The sequence below is a fragment of the Streptomyces sp. NRRL F-6676 genome (genome assembly GCF_000725625.1).
Taxonomy (GTDB): Bacteria; Actinomycetota; Actinomycetes; order Streptomycetales; family Streptomycetaceae; genus Streptomyces.
On sequence record NZ_JOHS01000019.1, the window covers coordinates 51,392 to 71,228 of the forward strand.

17 protein-coding genes are annotated in these 19,837 nt (G+C 73.0%); 5 read left to right on the plus strand and 12 right to left on the minus strand.

Going from position 1 to position 19,837, the window contains the following annotated elements; all coding sequences use genetic code 11:
• Window positions 1–37: 37 nt before the first annotated feature.
• Genes IO29_RS15195 through IO29_RS15205 form a run of 3 tightly spaced genes read right to left on the minus strand, consistent with a single transcriptional unit; the run spans window position 38 to window position 2,187 of the window.
• A complete protein-coding gene (locus IO29_RS15195; RefSeq protein WP_030380020.1) occupies window positions 38–610 on the minus strand; it encodes a cob(I)yrinic acid a,c-diamide adenosyltransferase in 573 nt (190 codons plus the stop codon).
• A 13-nt stretch (window positions 611–623) separates the two neighbouring features.
• Entirely contained in the window at window positions 624–1,382 is a 759-nt protein-coding gene (locus IO29_RS15200) for an ABC transporter permease (RefSeq protein ID WP_030380019.1), read from the minus strand.
• A 19-nt stretch (window positions 1,383–1,401) separates the two neighbouring features.
• Entirely contained in the window at window positions 1,402–2,187 is a 786-nt protein-coding gene (locus tag IO29_RS15205; RefSeq protein ID WP_030380018.1) for an ABC transporter ATP-binding protein, read from the minus strand.
• A gap of 81 nt (window positions 2,188–2,268) precedes the next feature.
• Between IO29_RS15205 and IO29_RS15210 the strand changes: the two genes are divergently transcribed.
• The 3 genes from IO29_RS15210 to IO29_RS15220 all read left to right on the plus strand — a co-directional run bounded on the left by IO29_RS15210 (window position 2,269) and on the right by IO29_RS15220 (window position 6,538).
• Window positions 2,269–2,910 carry a TetR/AcrR family transcriptional regulator gene (locus tag IO29_RS15210; protein WP_030380017.1) on the plus strand — a complete coding sequence of 214 codons (642 nt, stop codon included), beginning with the start codon at window positions 2,269–2,271 and terminating at the stop codon, window positions 2,908–2,910.
• Window positions 2,911–3,262: 352 nt separating this feature from the next.
• Complete coding sequence (locus IO29_RS15215; protein ID WP_030380016.1) at window positions 3,263–3,586, plus strand: STAS domain-containing protein; 324 nt, start codon at window positions 3,263–3,265, stop codon at window positions 3,584–3,586.
• Between the two features lie 294 nt (window positions 3,587–3,880).
• Window positions 3,881–6,538 (plus strand): ATP-binding protein, encoded by a 2,658-nt coding sequence (locus IO29_RS15220; RefSeq protein ID WP_030380015.1) that lies wholly within the window; start codon window positions 3,881–3,883, stop codon window positions 6,536–6,538.
• Between the two features lie 188 nt (window positions 6,539–6,726).
• Here the strand turns inward: IO29_RS15220 and nucS are convergent, their stop codons facing one another.
• Complete coding sequence (gene nucS, locus IO29_RS15225; RefSeq protein WP_030380014.1) at window positions 6,727–7,398, minus strand: endonuclease NucS; 672 nt, start codon at window positions 7,396–7,398, stop codon at window positions 6,727–6,729.
• A 299-nt stretch (window positions 7,399–7,697) separates the two neighbouring features.
• On the opposite strand from nucS, the gene IO29_RS15230 reads away from it, so the two are divergent.
• Window positions 7,698–8,090: an SCO5389 family protein gene (locus IO29_RS15230; RefSeq protein WP_030380013.1), complete on the plus strand. Its 393-nt coding sequence runs from the start codon at window positions 7,698–7,700 to the stop codon at window positions 8,088–8,090.
• Window positions 8,091–8,221: 131 nt separating this feature from the next.
• On the opposite strand, the gene IO29_RS15235 is transcribed toward IO29_RS15230, so the two are convergent.
• A complete protein-coding gene (locus tag IO29_RS15235; RefSeq protein WP_030380012.1) occupies window positions 8,222–9,250 on the minus strand; it encodes an LLM class flavin-dependent oxidoreductase in 1,029 nt (342 codons plus the stop codon).
• A gap of 203 nt (window positions 9,251–9,453) precedes the next feature.
• On the opposite strand from IO29_RS15235, the gene IO29_RS15240 reads away from it, so the two are divergent.
• Window positions 9,454–9,786, plus strand: a complete 333-nt coding sequence (locus tag IO29_RS15240; protein WP_030380011.1) for a hypothetical protein — start codon at window positions 9,454–9,456, stop codon at window positions 9,784–9,786.
• Window positions 9,787–9,807: 21 nt separating this feature from the next.
• On the opposite strand, the gene IO29_RS15245 is transcribed toward IO29_RS15240, so the two are convergent.
• From IO29_RS15245 to mce, 7 genes are all read right to left on the minus strand, one after another.
• Window positions 9,808–10,677, minus strand: a complete 870-nt coding sequence (locus IO29_RS15245) for an ABC transporter permease subunit (protein ID WP_030380010.1) — start codon at window positions 10,675–10,677, stop codon at window positions 9,808–9,810.
• The gene (locus IO29_RS15250; protein WP_037840547.1) at window positions 10,674–12,110 is read right to left on the minus strand and encodes an ABC transporter ATP-binding protein; all 1,437 of its coding nucleotides are present in this window, start codon (window positions 12,108–12,110) and stop codon (window positions 10,674–10,676) included. Before IO29_RS15250 ends, IO29_RS15245 begins: the two co-directional genes overlap by 4 nt.
• A gap of 251 nt (window positions 12,111–12,361) precedes the next feature.
• Window positions 12,362–13,138 (minus strand): ABC transporter permease, encoded by a 777-nt coding sequence (locus IO29_RS15255; protein ID WP_033226413.1) that lies wholly within the window; start codon window positions 13,136–13,138, stop codon window positions 12,362–12,364.
• Window positions 13,135–14,097: an ABC transporter ATP-binding protein gene (locus IO29_RS15260; RefSeq protein ID WP_030380007.1), complete on the minus strand. Its 963-nt coding sequence runs from the start codon at window positions 14,095–14,097 to the stop codon at window positions 13,135–13,137. Before IO29_RS15260 ends, IO29_RS15255 begins: the two co-directional genes overlap by 4 nt.
• Before the next feature lie 109 nt (window positions 14,098–14,206).
• A complete protein-coding gene (locus IO29_RS15265) occupies window positions 14,207–15,142 on the minus strand; it encodes a coiled-coil domain-containing protein (protein WP_030380006.1) in 936 nt (311 codons plus the stop codon).
• Window positions 15,143–15,324: 182 nt separating this feature from the next.
• Entirely contained in the window at window positions 15,325–19,170 is a 3,846-nt protein-coding gene (scy, locus tag IO29_RS15270; protein WP_030380005.1) for a polarized growth protein Scy, read from the minus strand.
• A 223-nt stretch (window positions 19,171–19,393) separates the two neighbouring features.
• The gene (gene mce, locus IO29_RS15275) at window positions 19,394–19,834 is read right to left on the minus strand and encodes a methylmalonyl-CoA epimerase (protein ID WP_030380004.1); all 441 of its coding nucleotides are present in this window, start codon (window positions 19,832–19,834) and stop codon (window positions 19,394–19,396) included.
• Between the last annotated feature and the right edge of the window lie 3 nt (window positions 19,835–19,837).

The following is a 19,837-nucleotide window of genomic DNA, read 5'->3' on the forward strand; positions in this document are numbered from 1 at the left end:
GCCCTCCGGCCCTCCGGCCCTCTGTCGGGACGGGGCCTCAGCGCTCCCCGCCCGGCACCCACAGCACGTCGCCCGTCTCCAGGTTCGCCACGCGGGCCAGGATGAACAGGAGGTCGGAGAGGCGGTTGAGGTAGGTCGCGGTCAGCGGGTTCATGACCTCGCCGTGCGCCTCCAGCGCCGTCCACGTCGACCGCTCGGCCCGCCGCACCACCGTGCACGCCTGATGCAGCAGGGCCGCGCCCGGGGTGCCGCCGGGCAGGATGAAGGAGCGCAGCTTCTCCAGCCGCTCGTTGAACCGGTCGCAGTCCGCCTCGAGCCGGTCGACGTAGAACTGTTCCACCCGCAGCGGCGGGAACTCGGGGTTCTCCACCACGGGCGTCGACAGATCCGCCCCCACGTCGAACAGGTCGTTCTGCACGCGGGTGAGGACCCGGACGACGTCCGCATCGAGGCCGCCGAGCGCGATCGCCGTCCCGAGCACCGCGTTCGCCTCGTTGGCGTCCGCGTACGCCGAGATCCGGAGATCGGTCTTGGGAACGCGGCTCATGTCACCGAGGTTGGTGGTGCCCTTGTCGCCGGTCCGGGTGTAGATGCGCGTGAGATTGACCATGCGACCAGGGTAGTTACGCCCCGGCCGTCCGGAACACATGTGTGCCCGCCGCCACGGCGAGCGCCGCGAAGACGATCGCGACGAGCGTGCCGTGCAGCATGTGCGCGGTCGCGTACTGGCCCACGTAGGCGTCCCGGACCGCGTCCACCAGATAGCGGAACGGGACGAGATGCGAGAGCACGTCCAGCCAGGCCGGTGCCAGGGTCATCGGGAGCATCAGGCCGGAGAGCAGCATCGACGGCATCGACACGGCGTTGATCAGCGGGCCGAACTCCTGCGGTGTGGCGACCTTCATCGCCATCGCGTACGACAGCGAGGCCAGTGCGACCGTGAGCAGGGCGACGAACGCGAAGCCGATCAGGACCCCCGCCAGTGGGGCGCGCAGCCCCGTCACCAGCGCCGCCGCCACCAGCAGTACCGCCTGGACGACGAGGACGGTGGCGTCCCGCAGCACCCGGCCGAGGAGGAGGGCGAGCCGGCTGACCGGTGTCACGCGCATCCGCTCCACCACCCCCTGCCCCTTCTCCATGATGACCGCGAACCCCGCGAACAGGGAGCCGAAGAGGCCGAGTTGAAGCAACAGTCCGGGGACGAGCACCTGCCAGGAGCTGCCCCCGCCACCCAGCGGGAGCCCGGTCAGCAGCGGTCCGAAGAAGAGCAGGTAAAGGAGCGGCGTCAGCACCCCGAACAGCAGCGCGAAGCGGGAGCGCAGGGACTGGCGCAGAGAGCGGCCGTAGACGAGGGCCGTGTCATGGAGGAGGTGGGCGAGCATCTCGGCTGTCCTGTCTGTCCTATACGGATACGGGGTCGGTGCCGGCCGGAGCGGGGCCGCGGCCGGTGAGCGCGAGGAACGTGTCCTGGAGCGTGGCGTCGATCGAGCCGCCGTGCGCCAGCTTCAGCGCGGCCGGGGTGCCTTCGGCGGCGACGACGCCGTGGTCGACGATGACCAGACGGTCGGCGAGGGCGTCGGCCTCGTCGAGGTAATGGGTGGTCAGGAAGACGGTCGTACCGTGCGCGTCGCGCAGCCGGCGGACCAGGTCCCACAGGTCGGCGCGGCTGCCGGGGTCCAGGCCGGCGGTGGGCTCGTCGAGGAAGAGCACCCTCGGGCGGTGGGTGAGCGCCATCGCGATGTCCAGGCGGCGCCGCTGACCGCCGGAGAGCGCGCCGCATCTGCGGTCCAGCAGTGCGGTGAGGTCCAGCTCGTGGGCCAGCTCCTCGGCGCGGCCGGCCGCCTCGGCCTTCGGCAGGCGGTACAGCCGGGCTTGGGTGACCAGTTCCTCCCGCACGGTGATCGCCGGATCGACGCCGCCGGACTGGGCGACGTACCCGCACGCCCGCCGCACCCCGGCCGGCTCGCCGGCCAGATCGTGCCCGGCGACGGTGGCCGCGCCGCCGGTGGGGGCGAGCAGGGTGGTGAGCATGCGCAGGGTCGTGGTCTTGCCTGCCCCGTTCGGGCCGAGGAGACCCAGGATCTCGCCTTCGTGGACGGTCAGGTCGACACCGCGCACGGCGTCCACGGGGCCGCGCTTGGTGGTGAAGGTGCGGGCCAGTCCGGCCGCGCTGATGACAGGTGCCATGCCCCACAGAAAAACAGAGGAACTGAAAGTTTGCAATGACTCCAAAATTTAAGTCCACCCAAGACCGACTAGGATGCGGGCATGGCTGAGGGACTCAGGGAGCGGAAGAAGCGGCAGACCAGGCAGTACATCTCGGACGTCGCCACCGGGCTGTTCGTCGAGCGCGGGTTCGACGCGGTGACGGTCGCGGAGGTCGCCGAGGCGGCGGACGTGTCCGTCAACACCGTCTACAACTACTTCCCGGCCAAGGAGGACCTCTTCCTCGACCGCTCCGCCGGGATGGTCGACCGGCTCTCCCGGTGGGTGCGGGGGCGGAGGCGGGGTGAGTCCGCCGCCTGCGCGGTGCTGCGGGAACTGCGCGAGGAGGTCGAGACGGTCTCGCCCCGGGTCGGGCTGCTCCCCGGGTACGCCGCGTTCACCCGGGTCATCGAGGAGGCCCCCACCTTGCGGGCCCGGATGTGGGCCCTCGCTCAGGAGGCTCAGGTCGATCTGGAACGGACCCTGCGGGAGGAGACCGGGGCCGTTGCGGACGACCCGCTGCCGCGGCTGATGGCCGGGCAGATCGCCTGGGCGCACTCGGCCCTCACGGCCGCGGTCGGACGGGAGATGAGGGCCGGCCGGGACGTGCGAGAAGTGTCCCGCGAGGCGCTGGCCCTTCTCGACGACATCGAGGAGCTGTTGAGCGAGCGCGTGCTCAACTACGCCGTCCGGGGCATGGAATGACCCGACCCGGTGTGATGTCCGTCAAGTGAGACGTGACCCGCGTTACTTAGCGGTCACAGACGGGCGAACGGGCGCTAGGGTCCGCCGAGAGGACTGGTGACGCGCGTACTGACACCCCGTCCGCGCCCGCCGCCACACCGGCGGGCGCCGGCCGCACGCGGCTCACGCGAATGGCGTACACCGGCACCGTACGCACCTCGGGGGGATCACCCGCAGGAGTGAATTCGGTATCGGTTCGCCAACAACCAGCAACCGGACCGCCCATCAGGCAGTCAGGAGTTGCATCGGAGTCGCATCAGACTTGCACCACCACGGACAACGGAGTTCGACACCGCACTCTCGGGGAGCGCATATGCACATCAGGGGCGACCACGCCGGGCTGGTCGTCGGGGGCCGCCTCGACGTCCGGAGCGCGGCGGACGCCCGTACGGTCCTGCACTCGGCCGTCGACGACGGAGTCGGCGACCTGGTGCTCGACCTGTCCGAACTGGACTCCTGGGACGCCACCGGACTGGGCGTCATCATGGGAGCCCACCGGCGGGCCGGGCGGTGCGGCAGGCGGCTCGTCCTGCGCGGCGTCCCGCCCCAGATGCAGCGGCTGCTGGTCGCCACCCGGCTGCACCGCATCCTGGCCATCGAGGGCGGCATCGGCGTGGAGTCCCTGCCCCGCGTCTGACCACCCGCCCGGGGGCCGGACGCGCCCGGCGCACGGGGCCGGTTCCGCCCGGCGCACGGCACCGGGCAGGGGCGTACGTCTCGTCGCGAACCGTACGACGCGCCCAATCCTCATGAAGCCGTGATGTTGCGGACCGCCCGGTACCCCGACTGTTCCGCGATACTGTGCGAAGGTTTAGGGTTCGGCTGCCCGCCGCCCGTCAGCCCGGGCGGGTACCGGACCAGAAGCGACAGCGCGGTGTGCGGCAAGGCCGGGAGGGTTTTCGGCACACGACGCTTTTGGGGGCTAGAACCGATGGACCCGAACAACGCCGGATCCGAGGAGTACGGCCACGACGGTGACGGCCGTGACAGCCGTGGCAGTCGTGACGGCAGTGACGGCCAGGGCCGCACCGCCCGGCGCCCGCCCAGGGACCCCCTCACCGCCGACTTCGGCCAGCACGCGCCCGCTCCGGCCCGCACCGTCCAGCTCGTCGCGGGCGAGTTCCTGCTCACCGTCAACCCGGTGGACGGCAGCGAGATCGAGAGCCGCCCGCCGCGGGAACGCCCCGGACATCCCGGGAGCCCCGGACACCCCGGGCGGCCCGCGAAGTACAGCGCCGCCCGCCGCGCCGAGCGCGAGCGCGCCGCCCGGCCGCCCGTGCCGCCGGGCCCCACGCTCCCGGACTCCGGGCTGCTCCAGCGCGAGGACGTGCACGACCGGCTCGTCGGGCTGCTGGCCCGCGGCCGCTCCGTCCGCCTCGTCGGGGCCCCGGGCTCCGGCCGCACCGTCCTGCTGGACGCGGTCGCCGGGGACTGCGCCGGCCTCGCCCCCGACGGCGTCGTCCGCCTCTGCGGCCACCGGCGCACCGCCGAGGAACTGCTGGACGACCTGTACCACGCCGTGTACGACGCCCCCGAGTACCGCCCGGACCGCGACGAACTGCGCGAGGCCCTCGCCGAGATCGGCGCCGTCGTCCTCCTCGACGACCTTCAGTTCGGCGGCGCCGCCCTCGACGACCTCCTCGACGCCACCCCCGAGTGCGCCTACCTGTGCGCCGTCACGCCCGACGTGCCGGCGCCTTCCGCCGAAGCCGCCTTCGAGGACGTCGAACTGGGCGGGCTGGACCGCGCCGGCTGCGTCGAACTCCTCGAGCGGGCCGTCGGACGCGTCCTCACCGAGGAGGAGTCCAACTGGGCCGGCGACCTCCTCTTCGAGTCCGAGGGGCTCCCGCTGCGCTTCAAGCAGGCCGGGGCGCTGCTGCGGCAGCGGGACCGGCTGCGCCTGGAGGCCGAGGCGTTCGACGAGTACGGCGTCTTCGAGGACGCCAAGGCCGGGGCCGCCGCCGTCCAGGACACCGCGCCCGAGCCGGGCACCGGCGACGAGGAGCCGCTGCCCCCGCTCGCCGAGGCCGCGGCGGCCGCCCCGCTGCTCGCCTCCCGGCTGAGCCGGTCGGCCCGCGAGACCCTGCATTTCGCGGTCGCGCTCGACGGCGAGGTCCCGCACCTCACCCACCTCCCCGCGCTCGTCGACGACACCCACGCGGACGCCGCCCTCGCCGAGCTGGCCGGCTGCGCGCTGGTCACCCCGGTCGGCGCCCGCTACCGGCTCGCCGCCGGGGTCCTGGAGCAGCTGGTGGCCGCCGGGTACGGCACGGCGGCCGAGGAGCACCTGCTGACCGCCGCCCGGCACTACGCCTGGTGGGCCGGGCACCCCTCGGTCACGCCCGAGCGGGTCTCGGCCGAGGCCGACGCCGTGCTGGCCGCGCTCACCGCGCTGGTGCCGCTCACCACGCCGGTGGACGAGGATGCCGAGGAGCCGGAGGCCGACGCGGAGGCGGAGCGCCCCGTCGCCGTGCGGCTCGCCCGGCAGGCCGCGCCCGCGTTCGCCGCGGGTCTGCGGTGGAGCGCCTGGGAGCGGGCGCTGCGGGCGGGCGCGGAGGCCTCGCGGCTCGCGGGGGAGGTGGCCGACCAGGCGTACTTCCACCATGAGCTGGGCGTCCTCGCGCTCTGCGAGGGCCAGTTGGACCGGGCGCGGGCCGAGCTGGAGACGTCCGTCGGGCTGCGCGGTGCGGTCGCCGACCGGCGGGGGACCGTCGCGGGACGGCGGGCACTGGCGCTCGTCGACGACCGGGCGGGGACGGCGCCGGGGGCGGCGCTCGTGCTCGCCTCCGACTTCGGCGCCGTCGAGTCGGCGGGGGAGGAGCCCGCGGTGGGGGGTTCCCCGGCCGCGTGGCCTCCGGTGGGGGACACCGCGACGCTGGTGTCGTACCGGGAGGTGGCGGCGCTGCCGCCGGGGGCGGGTGCGGGTGCGGGTGCCGTCGGTGGTGCCGCTGTCGACGGGCGCCGGCGGGGCGGGCTCCGCGGGGTGGCACGCGGTACCCGGCGCAACCTGGTCGCCACCGGGGCGGGGGCGCTGCTCGTGGCCGTGCTCGGCACGGTGGTGACGCTGGGGGCGACCTCCGACAACAACCACAACGAGAACGCGCCCTCCGAGCGGATCGGGGTCGATCCGTCGATCGGCCAGGACAGCGGGGACGACAGCCTGGGCGGGGACACGGCGAAGAAGGACGGCGGTGGGAAGGGTGAGGCGGGGGCCGGGGTGAAGGCGGCGACGCCGTCGGATCCCGGGCCGGACGGGACGTACGGCACGGCCGACGATCCGTCGCCGTCGGCGTCGTCCTCCGCGTCGGCGTCGGCTTCGCGGTCGTCGTCGACGGGGAAGGGCGACGGCGGGGGCGGGAAGGGGCACGGGGGTGGGGACAAGCCCTCCTCGAAGCCGCCGGCCTCGCCGTCGAAGTCGTCGTCGGGGACGCCGTCGTCCTCCGGGACGCCGTCGGGCGGGTCGCAGTCGCCGTCGGAGTCGGCCTCCGAGGACCCGTCCACGACCAACTCGGCGTCCTCGTCGTCCAGTGCGACGGTGACGAGCAGTGCGCCGGAGCCGGGTTCGTCGGGCGCGACCCCGACGATCTGACGCCGGGTGCGGCGGGGCGTTTTCTTCGCCCCCGCCGCCCCTACCCGTCCCGTCCCCAGGGGCTCCGCCCCTTCAACCCCGAGAGGGGGGAGGGGGGTCGGTGGATGCGTGGGTGCAGGCGCGTCGTGGTTGCTCGCGCAGTTCCCCGCGCCCCTTTGGGGGGGGCGGGGTTCAGGTGGCCGTCGGGCTCAGAACAGGCGGAGTTTGTCGTCCTCGATGCCGCGGAGGGCGTCGTAGTCCAGGATGTGGCAGCCGATGCCGCGGTCCGCCGCCAGCACCCGCGCCTGTGGCTTGATCTCCTGCGCCGCGAACACCCCGCGCACCGGCGCCAGATGAGGATCCCGGTTCAGCAGATCCAGGTACCGCGTCAACTGCTCGACCCCGTCGATCTCCCCCCGCCGCTTGATCTCCACGGCGACGGTCCCCCCGTCGCCGTCCCGGCACAGGATGTCCACCGGCCCGATCGCCGTCATGTACTCGCGCCGGATGAGCGTGTAACCGTCCCCCAGCGTCTCGATCCGGTCCGCGAGCAGTTCCTGAAGGTGTGCTTCCACGCCGTCCTTGATCAGCCCGGGGTCCACCCCGAGTTCGTGCGAGGAGTCGTGGAGGATCTCCTCCATCGTGATGATGAGCTTCTCGCCCGCCTTGTTCACGACGGTCCACACCCCCGCCTCCTCACCGCTGCCCTCCTTGAGGGTGCAGGGCGGAGACATCCAGTTCAGAGGCTTGTAGGCCCGGTCGTCCGCATGGATCGACACGCTGCCGTCGGCCTTCACGAGGATCAGACGGGGCGCCGAGGGAAGGTGGGCGGTGAGCCGGCCCGCGTAGTCGACGGAGCACCGGGCGATGACGAGACGCATGGTGCGCAACGCTACTCGACGCGCCCGCCCCCGCGCGATCCGACCATGCCTGCGGACTATTCGCGCACGTCGGCGCGGTTCTTGTCGTCTTCAACCGCCTTGCTGACGCTTCCTGTTCGCGGATGGCCGATTGTGTTCCCACCGGGGGGCGGCCGTATCCCCGTTTTCCTGGTGCGGCCACGTTTGGTTGCATACCGTAGAAACAGGAGGTCGCGGGCCATGTACGCAGCGTGTTGACGCCCCGGCCTCTCCGCCCTGTCCGTCGGCCCCCGCGCACCGGGGGTGTGAGAGGAGAACCCATGTCGCTCGACGTCTCACCGGCCCTACTCGAAAAGGCCGAGCGAGGCGAGGTCGACGAAGCGGAATTCGTCGACTGCGTCCGGACCTCCCTGCCCTTCGCATGGGAGATGATCAGCTCCCTGGTGGCCCAGCTCAAGGTGGACGGCGGCTCGTTCGCCGACAACCAGACGCCGCCGCCGGACGAGCACGCGCGGGGCGAGCTGCTGCGCGCGCTCGCCAGTGACGCGATACGCGGCGCATTGCAGCGCCACTTCGGAGTGCGACTGGCCTTCCAGAACTGCCACCGGGTGGCGGTGTTCCCGCTGGACTCCTCGGTGGACGACACGCTGGCCCGTTTCACCTCGGTCCGCAGCCAGTTGCTCAACCAGTCCCCGGAACTCCGGGACTGCTGAGCGGGTATGACGCGGTACGGCCTGCCGCCCCGGGCGCGGAGGGAGCGTATGCGGGGGGAGAGATCCCCGCTCCTCCCGCGACGGAGCGGCGGGCACCCCGGCGGACCGGGAGGCGGCTGCCCCGGCGGCGGCTACCCCAGCCGCGGAAGCACCTCCGCGCCCAGCCGCCGTACGTTCTCCTCGGTGGCCGCGAGGTCGCCCGAACCCTCCACGAGCAGCGCGAAGCGGGTGATGCCGGTCCGTTCCGACGTCGCCGCCAGCCGGTCGGCGCACCGCCGCGGCGTGCCCACCGGGTGCAGCTCGCACAGCAGTTCCGTGTACGCCAGCGGGTCCCGCATCGCGCGCACCCGGCCGTCCACCGTGACATGCGCCCCGAGACCCTGCCGCAGCCAGCCGGGCATCGCCTTGGTGAGCGTCTCCACCGCGTCGCCGTCGCGGTCGGCGAGCTGGCAGACACCGGCCGAGACATGGCCGGCCCCCGCGATCACGTCCCCGGGAACACCGGCGGCCCGTGCGTGGCGCTGCCACAGGGAGACCATCGCGGCCTTGTCCTCGTCCCCGCAGTGCATCCCGAGCAGCATCGGCAGCCCGCGCTCGGCGGCGAGCCGGACACCTGCGGGGGAGGTGCATGCCACGACCACCTCCGGCCCCGGGTCCTCGGTGAGCGACTCCGAGGGGCGCGGCACGACGGGGACCTCACGGAAGGTGAATTGTTCCCCCGAGGCGGCGACGGCGGGTTCCGTCAGCCAGCGCACCAGCAGATCGAGTGATTCCGGGAACCCCTTCTCGTACGCCTCCAGACCGGCGCCGAAGACCTCCAGGTCCACCCAGGGACCGCCGCGGCCCACCCCGAGGGTGAATCTGCCGCCCGAGGTGAGATGCAGCAGCGCGGCCTGTTCGCCGAGCGCCACGGGGTGCGCGGTGGGCAGCACGCTGACCGCCGTGCCGACCCGGAGGCGGCGGGTGCGGCCGAGCAGCAGCGCGGCCAGGGTGACGGCCGACGGGCACGTCCCGTACGGCACGAAGTGGTGCTCGGCCAGCCAGACCGCGTCGAGCCCCGCCTCCTCGGCGACCTCCGCCGTCCGTACGGCCCGGTGCAGCGCCTCCCCGGGGCCCTGGCCCGGGAACTGGGCCGCGAGTACAAAACTTCCGACATGCATGGTGCTTCCTGCTTCCTTGGCTCCGACGTGGAGCTCCCCCGCAGGGCATAACTGCCTGACATGTGCCGAAGTCACGGCTTGGCGGCGCAATTTGCGGATTGTCTTCTCAATGGGCCGTTCGGCCTCCCCGTCGGCCTCTCAAAGGGCTGCCCGGCGCCGCGTAACCTGGATCGGACCCCGTACCCGGACCCGTGAGGTGTGCTGTGTCCCCGCGTCGCAACCGACCCAAGGGCGGCGGCTCGTCCGGCCGGAGCGCCGAGGAGGACGCGCCCGGCCGCTACGGCGGCTGGCACTCCACCGAGAGCTGGCAGGGCGAGGAGTGGATCGTGCGCCATGTCGCGGGCGCCTCGGCCCAGGGCAAGACCTACCGCTGCCCCGGTTGCGACCAGCTCATTCCCTCCGGCGTCCCGCACGTCGTGGCCTGGCCCGACCACGCGGGCGTCGACGACCGCCGGCACTGGCACAAGGCGTGCTGGAACGCGCGGGACCGCCGCACCACGCGGGTGCAGCGGTCCCGTAACGCGCCCAGGTTCTGATGACCGGCGGCGTACGCCTGGTCAGACGTCCCGCTTCTCCAGCAGCACGTACGCGCCGGCGAAGGCGACGGCGTTGACGCCGAGCATGATCCACAGCGGGTCCCAGCCCTTGGGGCCGCTCCGGCTCAGCGAGTTGTCGTAGAAGATGCTGAGCTGGTTCGGGATCGAGTACTGGAACAGCGCCTGCTGGAGGCCCTGGAGGGACTCCGAGAACAGGAACAGCGCGATCACCAGCGGGGCCAGTACCAGGCCGATCATCAGCGTGATCGCGCCTGCGGAGTGCCGGATGACCGAGCCGACCAGCAGCGAGAGCAGCCCCAGCAGGGCGACGTAGAGCGAGATGCCGACGGTCGCCTTCAGCCACTCCCCGCCGGAGGGCTGCCGGCCGCCGTGCCCCTCCAGGACGGACACCTGGAACAGGGCGACGAGCGAGGTGGCCACCAGCGTCACCACGAACGCCAGGGTGAAGAACACGATCGACTTCGCCGCGAGCACCCGGCCGCGGCCCGGGCACGCGGTCATGGTGGTGCGGATCATGCCGGTGCCGTACTCGGAGGCGGTGGTCAGCACGCCGAGGGTGATGACGCAGATGGAACCGGTCAGCACACCGGCGAAGCCGAGCGCCAGCGCCGTCTCGTCGCCCAGCTCGGAGTCCGAGGCGGTGATGGCGACGGTGAACAGCACTCCCATCCCGAACATCAGGAACAGGAACACCCCGATCGTCCACACCGTGGACCGCACCGACCGGATCTTGGTCCACTCGGAGGCGAGGGCGTGCCCGAGGTGGGTACGGACGACGGGGATCGGCGAGGTGTATGAGGCTCCGGGCGCCGTGTGCCAGGAGGGAGCGGGCACGGCCTGCTGCGGCATCGGGGGCTGGGGCGTACTCATCGGTTGTCCTCGCTGTCGCGCTTGGTGAGGTCGGCGGGGGCGGGGGAGGAGGGGGCGGCCGACGGGGCGGGGAAGGCGTCGGCGGCGGCCGGGGCGGGCGCGGGCGGGGCCGAGGCGGGCGCCGTGGCCTGGGCCGGTGCGGAGGCCGCGCCCGGCGCCTGCGCGGCGGCGGACCGCGGCCGCGGTCCGCTGTCGGCCGGCGGCTGTGGGGCGGCGGCGGGCTGCGCGGCCGGAGTCGGCTGGGCGGCGGCGGGGTGCGCGGCCGGGGCGGCGTATGGGTTCGGGGCCGCCTGGGCCGGGGGCGCCTGCGGGGCGGCCGGGGCGGGCTGCGCGTACGGGTTCGGCGGCGCCCCCGCGGGCGCGCCGTACGGGCCCGCCGGGGGCTGTCCCGGCTGTCCCGGTGCGAACTGCTGGGGCGGCGGCGGGGCGTACCAGCCGGACTGGCCCTGCCCCGGCACCGGCACCGCCGGCTGCGCACCGGGCGGCAGCGGCTGCTGGAGCCCGGCCTTCTGGTCGGTGGTCGAGCGGTAGTCGACGGCGGCCTGCGTCATCCGCATGTACGCCTCCTCCAGCGACGCCTGGTGCGGGGAGAGCTCCCACAGCCGTACGTCGGCGGAGTGCGCGAGGTCGCTGATCCTCGGCAGCGGCAGCCCCGTCACCCGCAGCGCGCCGTCCTGCTCGGGCAGGACGTGACCGCCGGCCTCGGTCAGCGCGGAGGTCAGCTTCTCGCGCTGCTGCTGTTCGCCGTCGGGGGTGCGGACCCGGGCGAAGTCGGCGGAGTTGGCCGAGATGAAGTCCCCCACGCTCATGTCGGCGAGCAACTGGCCGCGGCCGATGACGACGAGGTGGTCGGCGGTCAGCGCCATCTCGCTCATCAGGTGGGAGGAGACGAAGACGGTACGGCCCTCCGCCGCGAGCGACTTCATCAGGTTCCGCACCCAGAGGATGCCCTCCGGGTCGAGGCCGTTGACCGGCTCGTCGAAGAGGAGGACCTGGGGGTCGCCGAGGAGCGCGGCGGCGATGCCGAGGCGCTGGCCCATGCCCAGTGAGAAGCCCTTGGAGCGGCGTTTGGCGACGGCCTGGAGGCCGACGACGCCGAGCACCTCGTCGACGCGGCGCTGCGGGATGCCGGAGAGCTGCGCGAGGCTGAGGAGGTGGTTGCGGGCGCTGCGGCCGCCGTGCACGGCCTTGGCGTCCAGCAGGGCGCCGACGTGGCGGGCGGCGTTGGGGAGCTTGCGGTAGGGGTGGCCGCCGATGGTGACGTGGCCGGCGGTGGGGTTGTCCAGGCCGAGGATCATCCGCATGGTGGTGGATTTGCCGGAGCCGTTGGGACCGAGGAAGCCGGTCACCATGCCCGGCCGGACCTGGAAGGAAAGGTTGTGCACGGCCGTCTTGTCGCCGTAGCGCTTGGTCAGGCCGACTGCCTCGATCATTCTCCGCACCCATCGAAAGGATCAGGACGTACGTCGGGGCGGACGCCCCCGTAAGGGTTAGGAGAATAACGGGCCACTGACGGTTCCCGCCGGGTCAGTACGGTTCGGACCGTGCGGCACACCGGCTTTCCTCGCCCCGCCGCCCCTACCCTTCCCGTCCTCAAGGGGCTCCGCCCCTTCGACCCCGTACGGGGCTTCGCCCCGTTGCGCAGTTCTCCGCCCCCGGACAGGGGCGCGGGGAAATCGTCCCGTCACGCGTCCCGTTGCCGCAACACCGCGTAGCCGCCCGCCAGGGCGGCCACCACCCACAGCAGCATGATGCCCAGGCCGCCCCACGGGCCGTAGGGCGGGTTGTCGGTGGCCTGGGGGACGACCTGCATGATGCGGCTGCCCGCCTGGTCGGGCAGGAACTGGCCGACCTTCCTCGTCACCGACACGTTCCCCAGGATGTTCGAGATCAGGAAGAAGAACGGCATCAGGATGCCGAGCGACAGCATGGGGGAGCGCAGCATCGCCGCCACCCCCATCGAGAACATCGCGATCAGCGTCATGTACAGCCCCCCGCCGATCACCGCCCGCAACACCCCCGGCTCGCCCAGCGACGTCCGGTGCGGTCCCAGCATCGCCTGCCCGAGGAAGAACGCGACGAAGCTCGTCACTATCCCCACCACGAGCGCCAGCGCCGTCGCCACCCCGATCTTGCTGAACAGGAACGTCGCCCGCCGCGGCACCGCCGCCAGCGACGTACGGATCATCCCGGTGCTGTACTCGTTGGACACGACGAGCACCCCGAACACGATCATCGCGAGCTGTCCCAGCGTCATCCCGGCGAAGCTGATGAACGTCGGATCGAAGGTGGTGCGGTCGCGCCGGCTCATGTTGCCGAACTCGTGCCGGGACAGCGCCGAGATGAGCATGCCGAGCGCGACGGTGACGACCACCGCGAGCGAGAGCGTCCACACCGTGGACGCCACCGACCGGATCTTGGTCCACTCGGAGCGGATGACCTGGGTCGCCGCCATCGTCAGCCCACCTTCTTCCAGCTCTCGCGGTCCTCGCCCCACTCCCGGGCCGGCGCGGGCCCGGAGTGCGCGTGGTACTCGACGGACTCGGCCGTCAGCCGCATGAACGCCTCCTCCAGCGAGGCCTGCCGGGGGCTGAGCTCGTGCAGGACGAGACCGTTCCGCGCGGCCAGCTCGCCGATCCGCGCGGCCTCGTCACCGTCGACCTCCAGCGCCCCGCCGCCCGCCTCGACGACCGTGATCCCGGCCTCGTGCAGCGCGTCGAGGAGCTGTTCGTACTGGGGGGAGCGGATCCGTACGTAGGAGCGGGAGTTGCGCGCGATGAAGTCGGCCATCGTGGTGTCGGCGAGCAGCCGGCCCTGGCCGATGACGACGAGGTGGTCCGCGGTGAGCGCCATCTCGCTCATCAGATGGGAGGAGACGAAGACCGTACGGCCCTGCGAGGCAAGGGACTTCATCAGCGTACGGATCCAGTGGATGCCCTCGGGGTCGAGCCCGTTGACCGGCTCGTCGAACATCAGGATCCGCGGGCCGCCGAGGAGCGCGGCGGCGATGCCCAGGCGCTGGCCCATACCGAGGGAGAACCCCTTGGCCTTCTTGCGGGCGACGGAGGTCAGCCCGACCGTGTCCAGCACCTCGTGGACGCGGGCGGCGGGGATGCCGTTGCTCTGCGCCAGGCAGAGCAGGTGGTTGTAGGCGCTGCGGCCGCCGTGCATGGCCTTGGCGTCGAGGAGGGCGCCGATGTACTTCAGCGGGTCCGTCAGCTCCTCGTAGCGCCGGCCGTCGATGCGGACGTGGCCCTCGGTGGGACGGTCGAGGCCGAGCATCATCCGCATGGTGGTGGACTTGCCGGCGCCGTTGGGGCCGAGGAAGCCGGTGACCACGCCGGGGCGGACCGTGAAGGTGAGGTGGTCCACCGCCAGCTTCTCGCCGTAGCGCTTGGTCAGGCCCTCGAGCTCGATCATGCGTGCCACGCTAGAACGGCGGGAAGCCCTCCGCCACCCGAAGTGACGAAGGGCTTCCCGCACCGTACGAGAACCGCGTGAGAGGTGGAACCTCCCGTTGCCTGTGTGACTACCGGGACTGCTGCGCCGGCACCCCGCGGGAGATCGGCTCGTCCTCGGCCGGGGAACCGGCGGCGGCCACCGCGGCACCCGTGAGCGTCGCCAGCATCTCGCGCACGTTGGTCAGCTGTGCGTTGATCGAGTCGCGGCGGTTGGTGAGGGCGGCCAGCTCGCGCTCGGACTCCGAACGGATCCGGTCGGCCTTGGCGTTGGCGTCGGCCACGATGTCCTCGGCCTGGCGCTGGGCCGTCTCCACCGTCTGGCGGGCGCGGCGCTCGGCGTCCGTGCGCAGCTTCTCCGCCTCCAGGCGCAGCTGCTCCGCGCGGTGCTCGATCTCCGCGAGCCGCTTCTCGGCCTTGGCCTGACGGGAGGCCAGGTCGCGCTCGGACTGCTCGCGGCGCTTGGCGAGGTTCGTCTCGAAGTCGGCGGCGGCCTGCGCGGCCTTGGCGCGCGTCTCCTCGAAGAGGGCGTCCGCCTCCTCGCGCTTGGACTGTGCGTCCTTCTGGGCCTCGGCCCGCAGCTGGGAGGCGTCGCTCTTGGCCTTCTCGACGATCCGGACGCCCTCGTCCTCGGCCTTGGACTTGCGCTCCGCGGCGAACGACTCCGCGTCGTTGCGCACCTGCTGGGCCGCCGACTCGGCGAGCTCGCGGTGCTGCTCGGCGGCGCGCCGGGCCTCCTCGCGCAGGTCCTTCGCCTCTTCCTCGGCGAGACGCAGGATCTTCTCGACGCGCGCACCGAGACCGGCGTACGACGGCTCGGCGTCGATGACCTGGGCCTGGGCGTTCTGCGTCTCGAGGTGGAGCTCCTCGATGCGCTTTTCCAGTGCGGTGATACGGGCCAGTGCGCTGTCACGGTCGGAGACGAGCTTGGAGATGCGTTCGTCCACCTGAGCGCGGTCGTACCCACGCCGCACAAGCTCGAAGCCGTAGGGGGAAGTGTCGCTCATGGGGTTCCTGTCGAAAGAGACCGGTGAGGTGATAGAGGGAATCCTAGGCGCCGAAGCGGTGTGTCATCGAGCGGATACGTGTTTGATCTGGAGAATGACACTCCTTTCGGGTGGCTGACTGTCGGAACCCTTGCCAGCGCCTGTGCGTTACGCCCCGTCGAGTACGGAATGTGCGCCCCTGGCTACCCTTCTGACGCCTTGCCACCCGAACGAGGTCCGACGACGGCCCCCGCCTTGACCCCGGAGTCCTTGCCGCCGCCCGGCGCCTCGAACGACTCCAGCGCCTCCAGGACGTCCTGGACGCGGGAGATCTCGGCGTTGATGTCCTGGCGCCGGCGCACCAGGATCTCCAGCTCCCGCTTGCCCTCTTCGACCGCCTGCCGCGCCTCGCGGATCGCCTCGGCCTTGATCTCCTCCGCCTCGGCGACCAGCTTGGCCTTCTTCTGCTCGGCCTCCTTGAGCAGCCCCTCGGCCTTCTTCACGGCGGCGATACGCACCTTGCTCGCCTCGGAGTCGGCCTCCGAGACCAGCTCCTTGGCCTTGTCGCGGGCCTCGGCGAGCTGCTCCTCGGCCGCCTTCACCAGCGCGTCGCACCGCTCGCCCGCCGACTTCATCGCCTCGGCCGACTCGCGCCGCGCCCGCTCGTGCAGTTCCTCGATCTCGGTGGTGATGCGGTCGCGCAGCTCCTCCGCCCGCTCCCTTATGGCCGTCGCGTCCCGGCGCGCGCCCACCAGCAACTCGTCGGCGTCCGCGCGGGCCCGCTCCACCAGGCCGTTGCCCTCGATGGTGGCCTCCGAGACCAGCCGGTCGGCCTCCGTACGGGCGGCGCCCACCATACTGTCGGCCTGGCTCTCGGCGTCCGCCGTGGTGCGCTGGGCGCCCTGCTGGGCCTCGGCGAGGAGCTTGTCGGCCTCGGCGGCCGTCTCCGTGATGAGGGTGTCGACCTGCTCGGCCGCCTCCGAACGCCGCTTGTTGGCCTCCTTGCGGGCCTCGTCCAGCGTCCGCTCGGCCTCCTCGCGCGCCTCGGTGGTGAGCCGTTCCGCCTCGGCCCGCATCCGCTCGGCGTGCTGCTGGGCCGAGCCGACCGTCTCGGCGGCCTCGGCCCGCAGCCGCTCCGCCTCCTCGCTGGCGTCCCCGACCAGCCGCTCGGCCCGGGCCACGGACTCCGCCCGCACCCGCTCCGCCTCGGCGTTGGTCTCGCCGAGGACGCGCTCGGCCTCCGCGTTGGTCTCCGTGGTCAGGCGCTCGGCCTCCGCCCGCGCCTCGTTGATGAGGGCGTCCGCCTGGGCCGCCGCGTCCGACCGGATGCGGTTGGCGTCCTCCCGCGCCTCCGCGCGGGTCCGCGAGGCGTCCTGGTCGGCATGGGCGATGGTGTCCGAGGCCTCGGTGCGCACCCGCTGGGCGTGGTCGGCGGCGTCCGCGCGCACCCGCTCCGCCTCGGCGGCCGCCTCGGCCAGCGTGCGCTCGGCCAGCGAGGCCGCGGTCTCCCGCTCCTCGGCCGCCTCCCGGCGCAGCCGGCTCGCGTCCTCCGCGGCCCGCTCGCGCTCGGCGTAGGCGTCGGCGCGGACCCGGTCGGACTCCTCCTCGGCCTCCCGCCGGGTGCGCTCGGCCGCGTGCTCGGCGGCGCTGCGCAGCCCGGCGATCTCCTCCTGCGCCTGCTCGTGCAGCCCGGAGACCGCGTCGCGGACCTGCTGGGCGGTCTGTTCGGCGGCCGAGACCATCTCGGTGGCCCGCCGGTCCGCCTCCTCCACCAGCCGCTCGGCCTCGGCCTGCGCCTCCTCGACGCGGGCCCGCGCCACCGCGAGGAGCTCCTCGCTCTGCTCGCCGGCCCGCTCCCGCTCCTGGTCGGCCTCCCGGCGGGCGGCGCCGAGCAGTTCCTCGGCCTCGCGGCGGCGCCGGGCGGCCTCCTCCTGCGCGGCCGCCAGCGTCTCGGTGGCCTCCGTGTTCAGCCGCTCGGCCGCGGCCTGTGCCTCGGCCCGCACCCGGTCGGCGGTGTCCTGCGCCTCCGCCTTGAGCCGCTCGGCCTCCGCCGCCGCCTCGGAGCGCAGCCGTACGGCGACGGACTCGCCCTCCGCGCGGGAGGCGGACGCGTCGGCCGCGGCCTCGTCGCGCAGCCGCTCGGCCTCCTCCTCGGCCTGCGCCTGGAGCGTACGGATCCGCTCGGCGGCCTCCGCGCGCAGCCGCTCGGTCTCCTCCGCGGCCTCCCGGCGCAGCCGCTCGGCCTCCTGACGGGCCTCGTTCAGCGCCTGCTCGGCGGCGGTGACCCGCTGCTCGGCCTCCTCCTTCAGCCGCGTCAGCTCCTCGGCGGCCTCCTCGCGCCGGGCCTCGACGCCCCGCTCGGTCTCCTCGCGCAGCTCGCGCGCGGCCCGCTCGGCGTCCTCCTTGAGCGCCTCCGCCTGCTCGGTGGCCTCGGCGCGGTGCCGCTCGGCCTCCTTACGGGTGCGCTCCAGGGTCTCCTCGGCCTGCCGGCGCAGACTCGAGGCCCGCTCGATGGCCTCGGTGCGTACCTTCTCGCTGTCCGTGGCCGCCGTGGTCCGCAGCTCGTCGGCGTCCGCCTTGGCCTTGGCCAGCAGCTCCTCGGCGGTCCTGGCCGCCTCCTCGATCTGCTGGACGGCCTCCCGCCGGGCCTCGGAGCGGATCTTCTCGCCCTCCGCGACCGCGTCGGCCCGCAGCTGCTCGGCCTCGCCGCGCAGCCGGCGGGCCTCCTCCTGGAGCTCGACCGTCTTGGCCCGGTACTCCTTGGTGTCGTCCTTCGCCGCGCCCTTGAGCTCCTCGGCGATGTCGTGCGCCTCGGCACGCAGCCGGTCCGCCTCCGTCTCCGCCTCCCGGCGGATCCGCTCGGCCTCCTCGGCGGCGGCCTTGGTGGTCGCCTTGGCGTCGTCCGACGCCTTGTTCAGCACGTCCTCCGCCGTACGGGCGGTCTTGGCGAGCTGGGAGGCGGTCTCCTCGGCGGTGATGCTGCGGGCCTTCTCGGCGGCCTCCGCGACGATCTTCTCCGCCTCGGCGCGCGCGTCCGCGACGACCTGCTCGGCCTCCGCCCGGGTGGACTCCGCCTCCTTGGTGGCCTCGCTGACCAGCCGGGCGACCTGCTCCTTCGCCGTACGGGTGCGCTGCTCGTTGGCCGACTCCGCGCCCGCCAGCGCCTTCGCGGCGGCCTCCTTGGCCTCCGCGACGACCTTGTCGGCCTCCGCGCGGGCCTCGCGCAGCGCCGACTCCGCCTCGCTCATCCGCTGCTCGGCGCCCCGGCTCAGCTCGGCGGCCTGGCGGCGGGCGGCCTCGGACTCCGTCACGGTGCTGGTGCGGAGCTGCTCGGCGTGGTCGGTGGCCTCCTGCGCCTGCGCGGAGGCGGCGTTCAGCAGCCGTTCGGCCTCGGCGCGGGCCCGGCGCAGGATCTGGTCGGCCTCCGCCCGGGCCGCCTCGGCGTCGCCCTGGAGCCGCTGACGGGCCTCGGCGGCGATCCGCTCGGCCTCGGCGCGGGCGGCGGCCAGCGCCTGCTCGGCCTCGGCGCGGGACTCGTCCAGCAGCCGCCGGGCCTGCGACTCGGTACGGGCGCGCAGCTGCTCGGCCCACGCCACGTTCTCGTTGACGTGCGACTCGACGGTCTGCCGGCGCTCCGCCAGCTCCTGGTCGAGCTGCTGGCGGCGGTTGACCGCCTCCTGGTGCAGCTCCGCCTGGAGCCGCGCGGCCTGCTCGGCGTGCTCCTGGAGGATGCGCTGGGTCTGCGCGCGGGCCTGGCTCAGCTCCCGCTCCGCCTCGCTGCGCAGCTGGTCGGCCTGCGCCTGGGCATTGCGGAGCATCTGCTCGGCCTGGTAGCCGATGTCCGTCCCGTCGTAGGCGGGCCGGGACATGAGCGTGCGGCGCGCCTCGTGCAGCTTGGCGCGCAGCACCTCGACCTGGTAGCCGAGGTCCTCGGCGTGCTGAATCGCCTTTTCCCGCTCGGTCTTCAGCCGTTCCATCTCGGCCTCGAACCGAGAGAGGTGGTCGACGTCAGCCGCCGGCTCTCGCTCCTGGCGTTCGTAGCCCCGCACTGCGCGGTCCCATCCGTCCCCTGGTCGCAAGCTTGGTCCAACCGAGCTCCGTCCATCCGCCGAACGGGGCCCCCGGGGAATGGTGTCAGATCAACGGCGGAGCACGGGCTGCTGCCCCGACGCTCGTCCCCCGAAACCCGGACCCCGGCAAGCGGCCACGCGCTCCCGCACACTCGCGGGAGGCACGACCGCCCCCAACCCTACCGGCCCCTATGTACGTCGGTCAGTGCTCCGCCGACTCAACAGCCGCCGAAGTGACCAGTTCTGTCAGTACGCCATGACAGTCCTTCGGGTGCAGGAAGGTGATCCGCGACCCCATGGAGCCGCTCCGTGGCTCCTCGTACAGGACGCGTACACCCTTGTCCCGGATGTCCGCGGCCTCGGTGTCGACGTCCGCCGTGCCGAAGGCGATGTGGTGCACTCCCTCGCCATTTTTGGCCAGCCACTTGGCGACGGTGGAGTCCTCGCGGACGGGTTCGAGCAGCTGGAGGTAGGAGGCGCCGCCGTCGTCCGTGCCGTTGATCCGCAGCATGGCCTCGCGCACGCCCTGTTCCTCGTTGACCTCGGTGTGGAACACCTCGAAGCCGTACGTGGCCCGGTAGAACTCGACGGTCGCGTCGAGGTCGTGGCAGGCGATCCCGATGTGGTCGATTCGCGTCAGCATGGT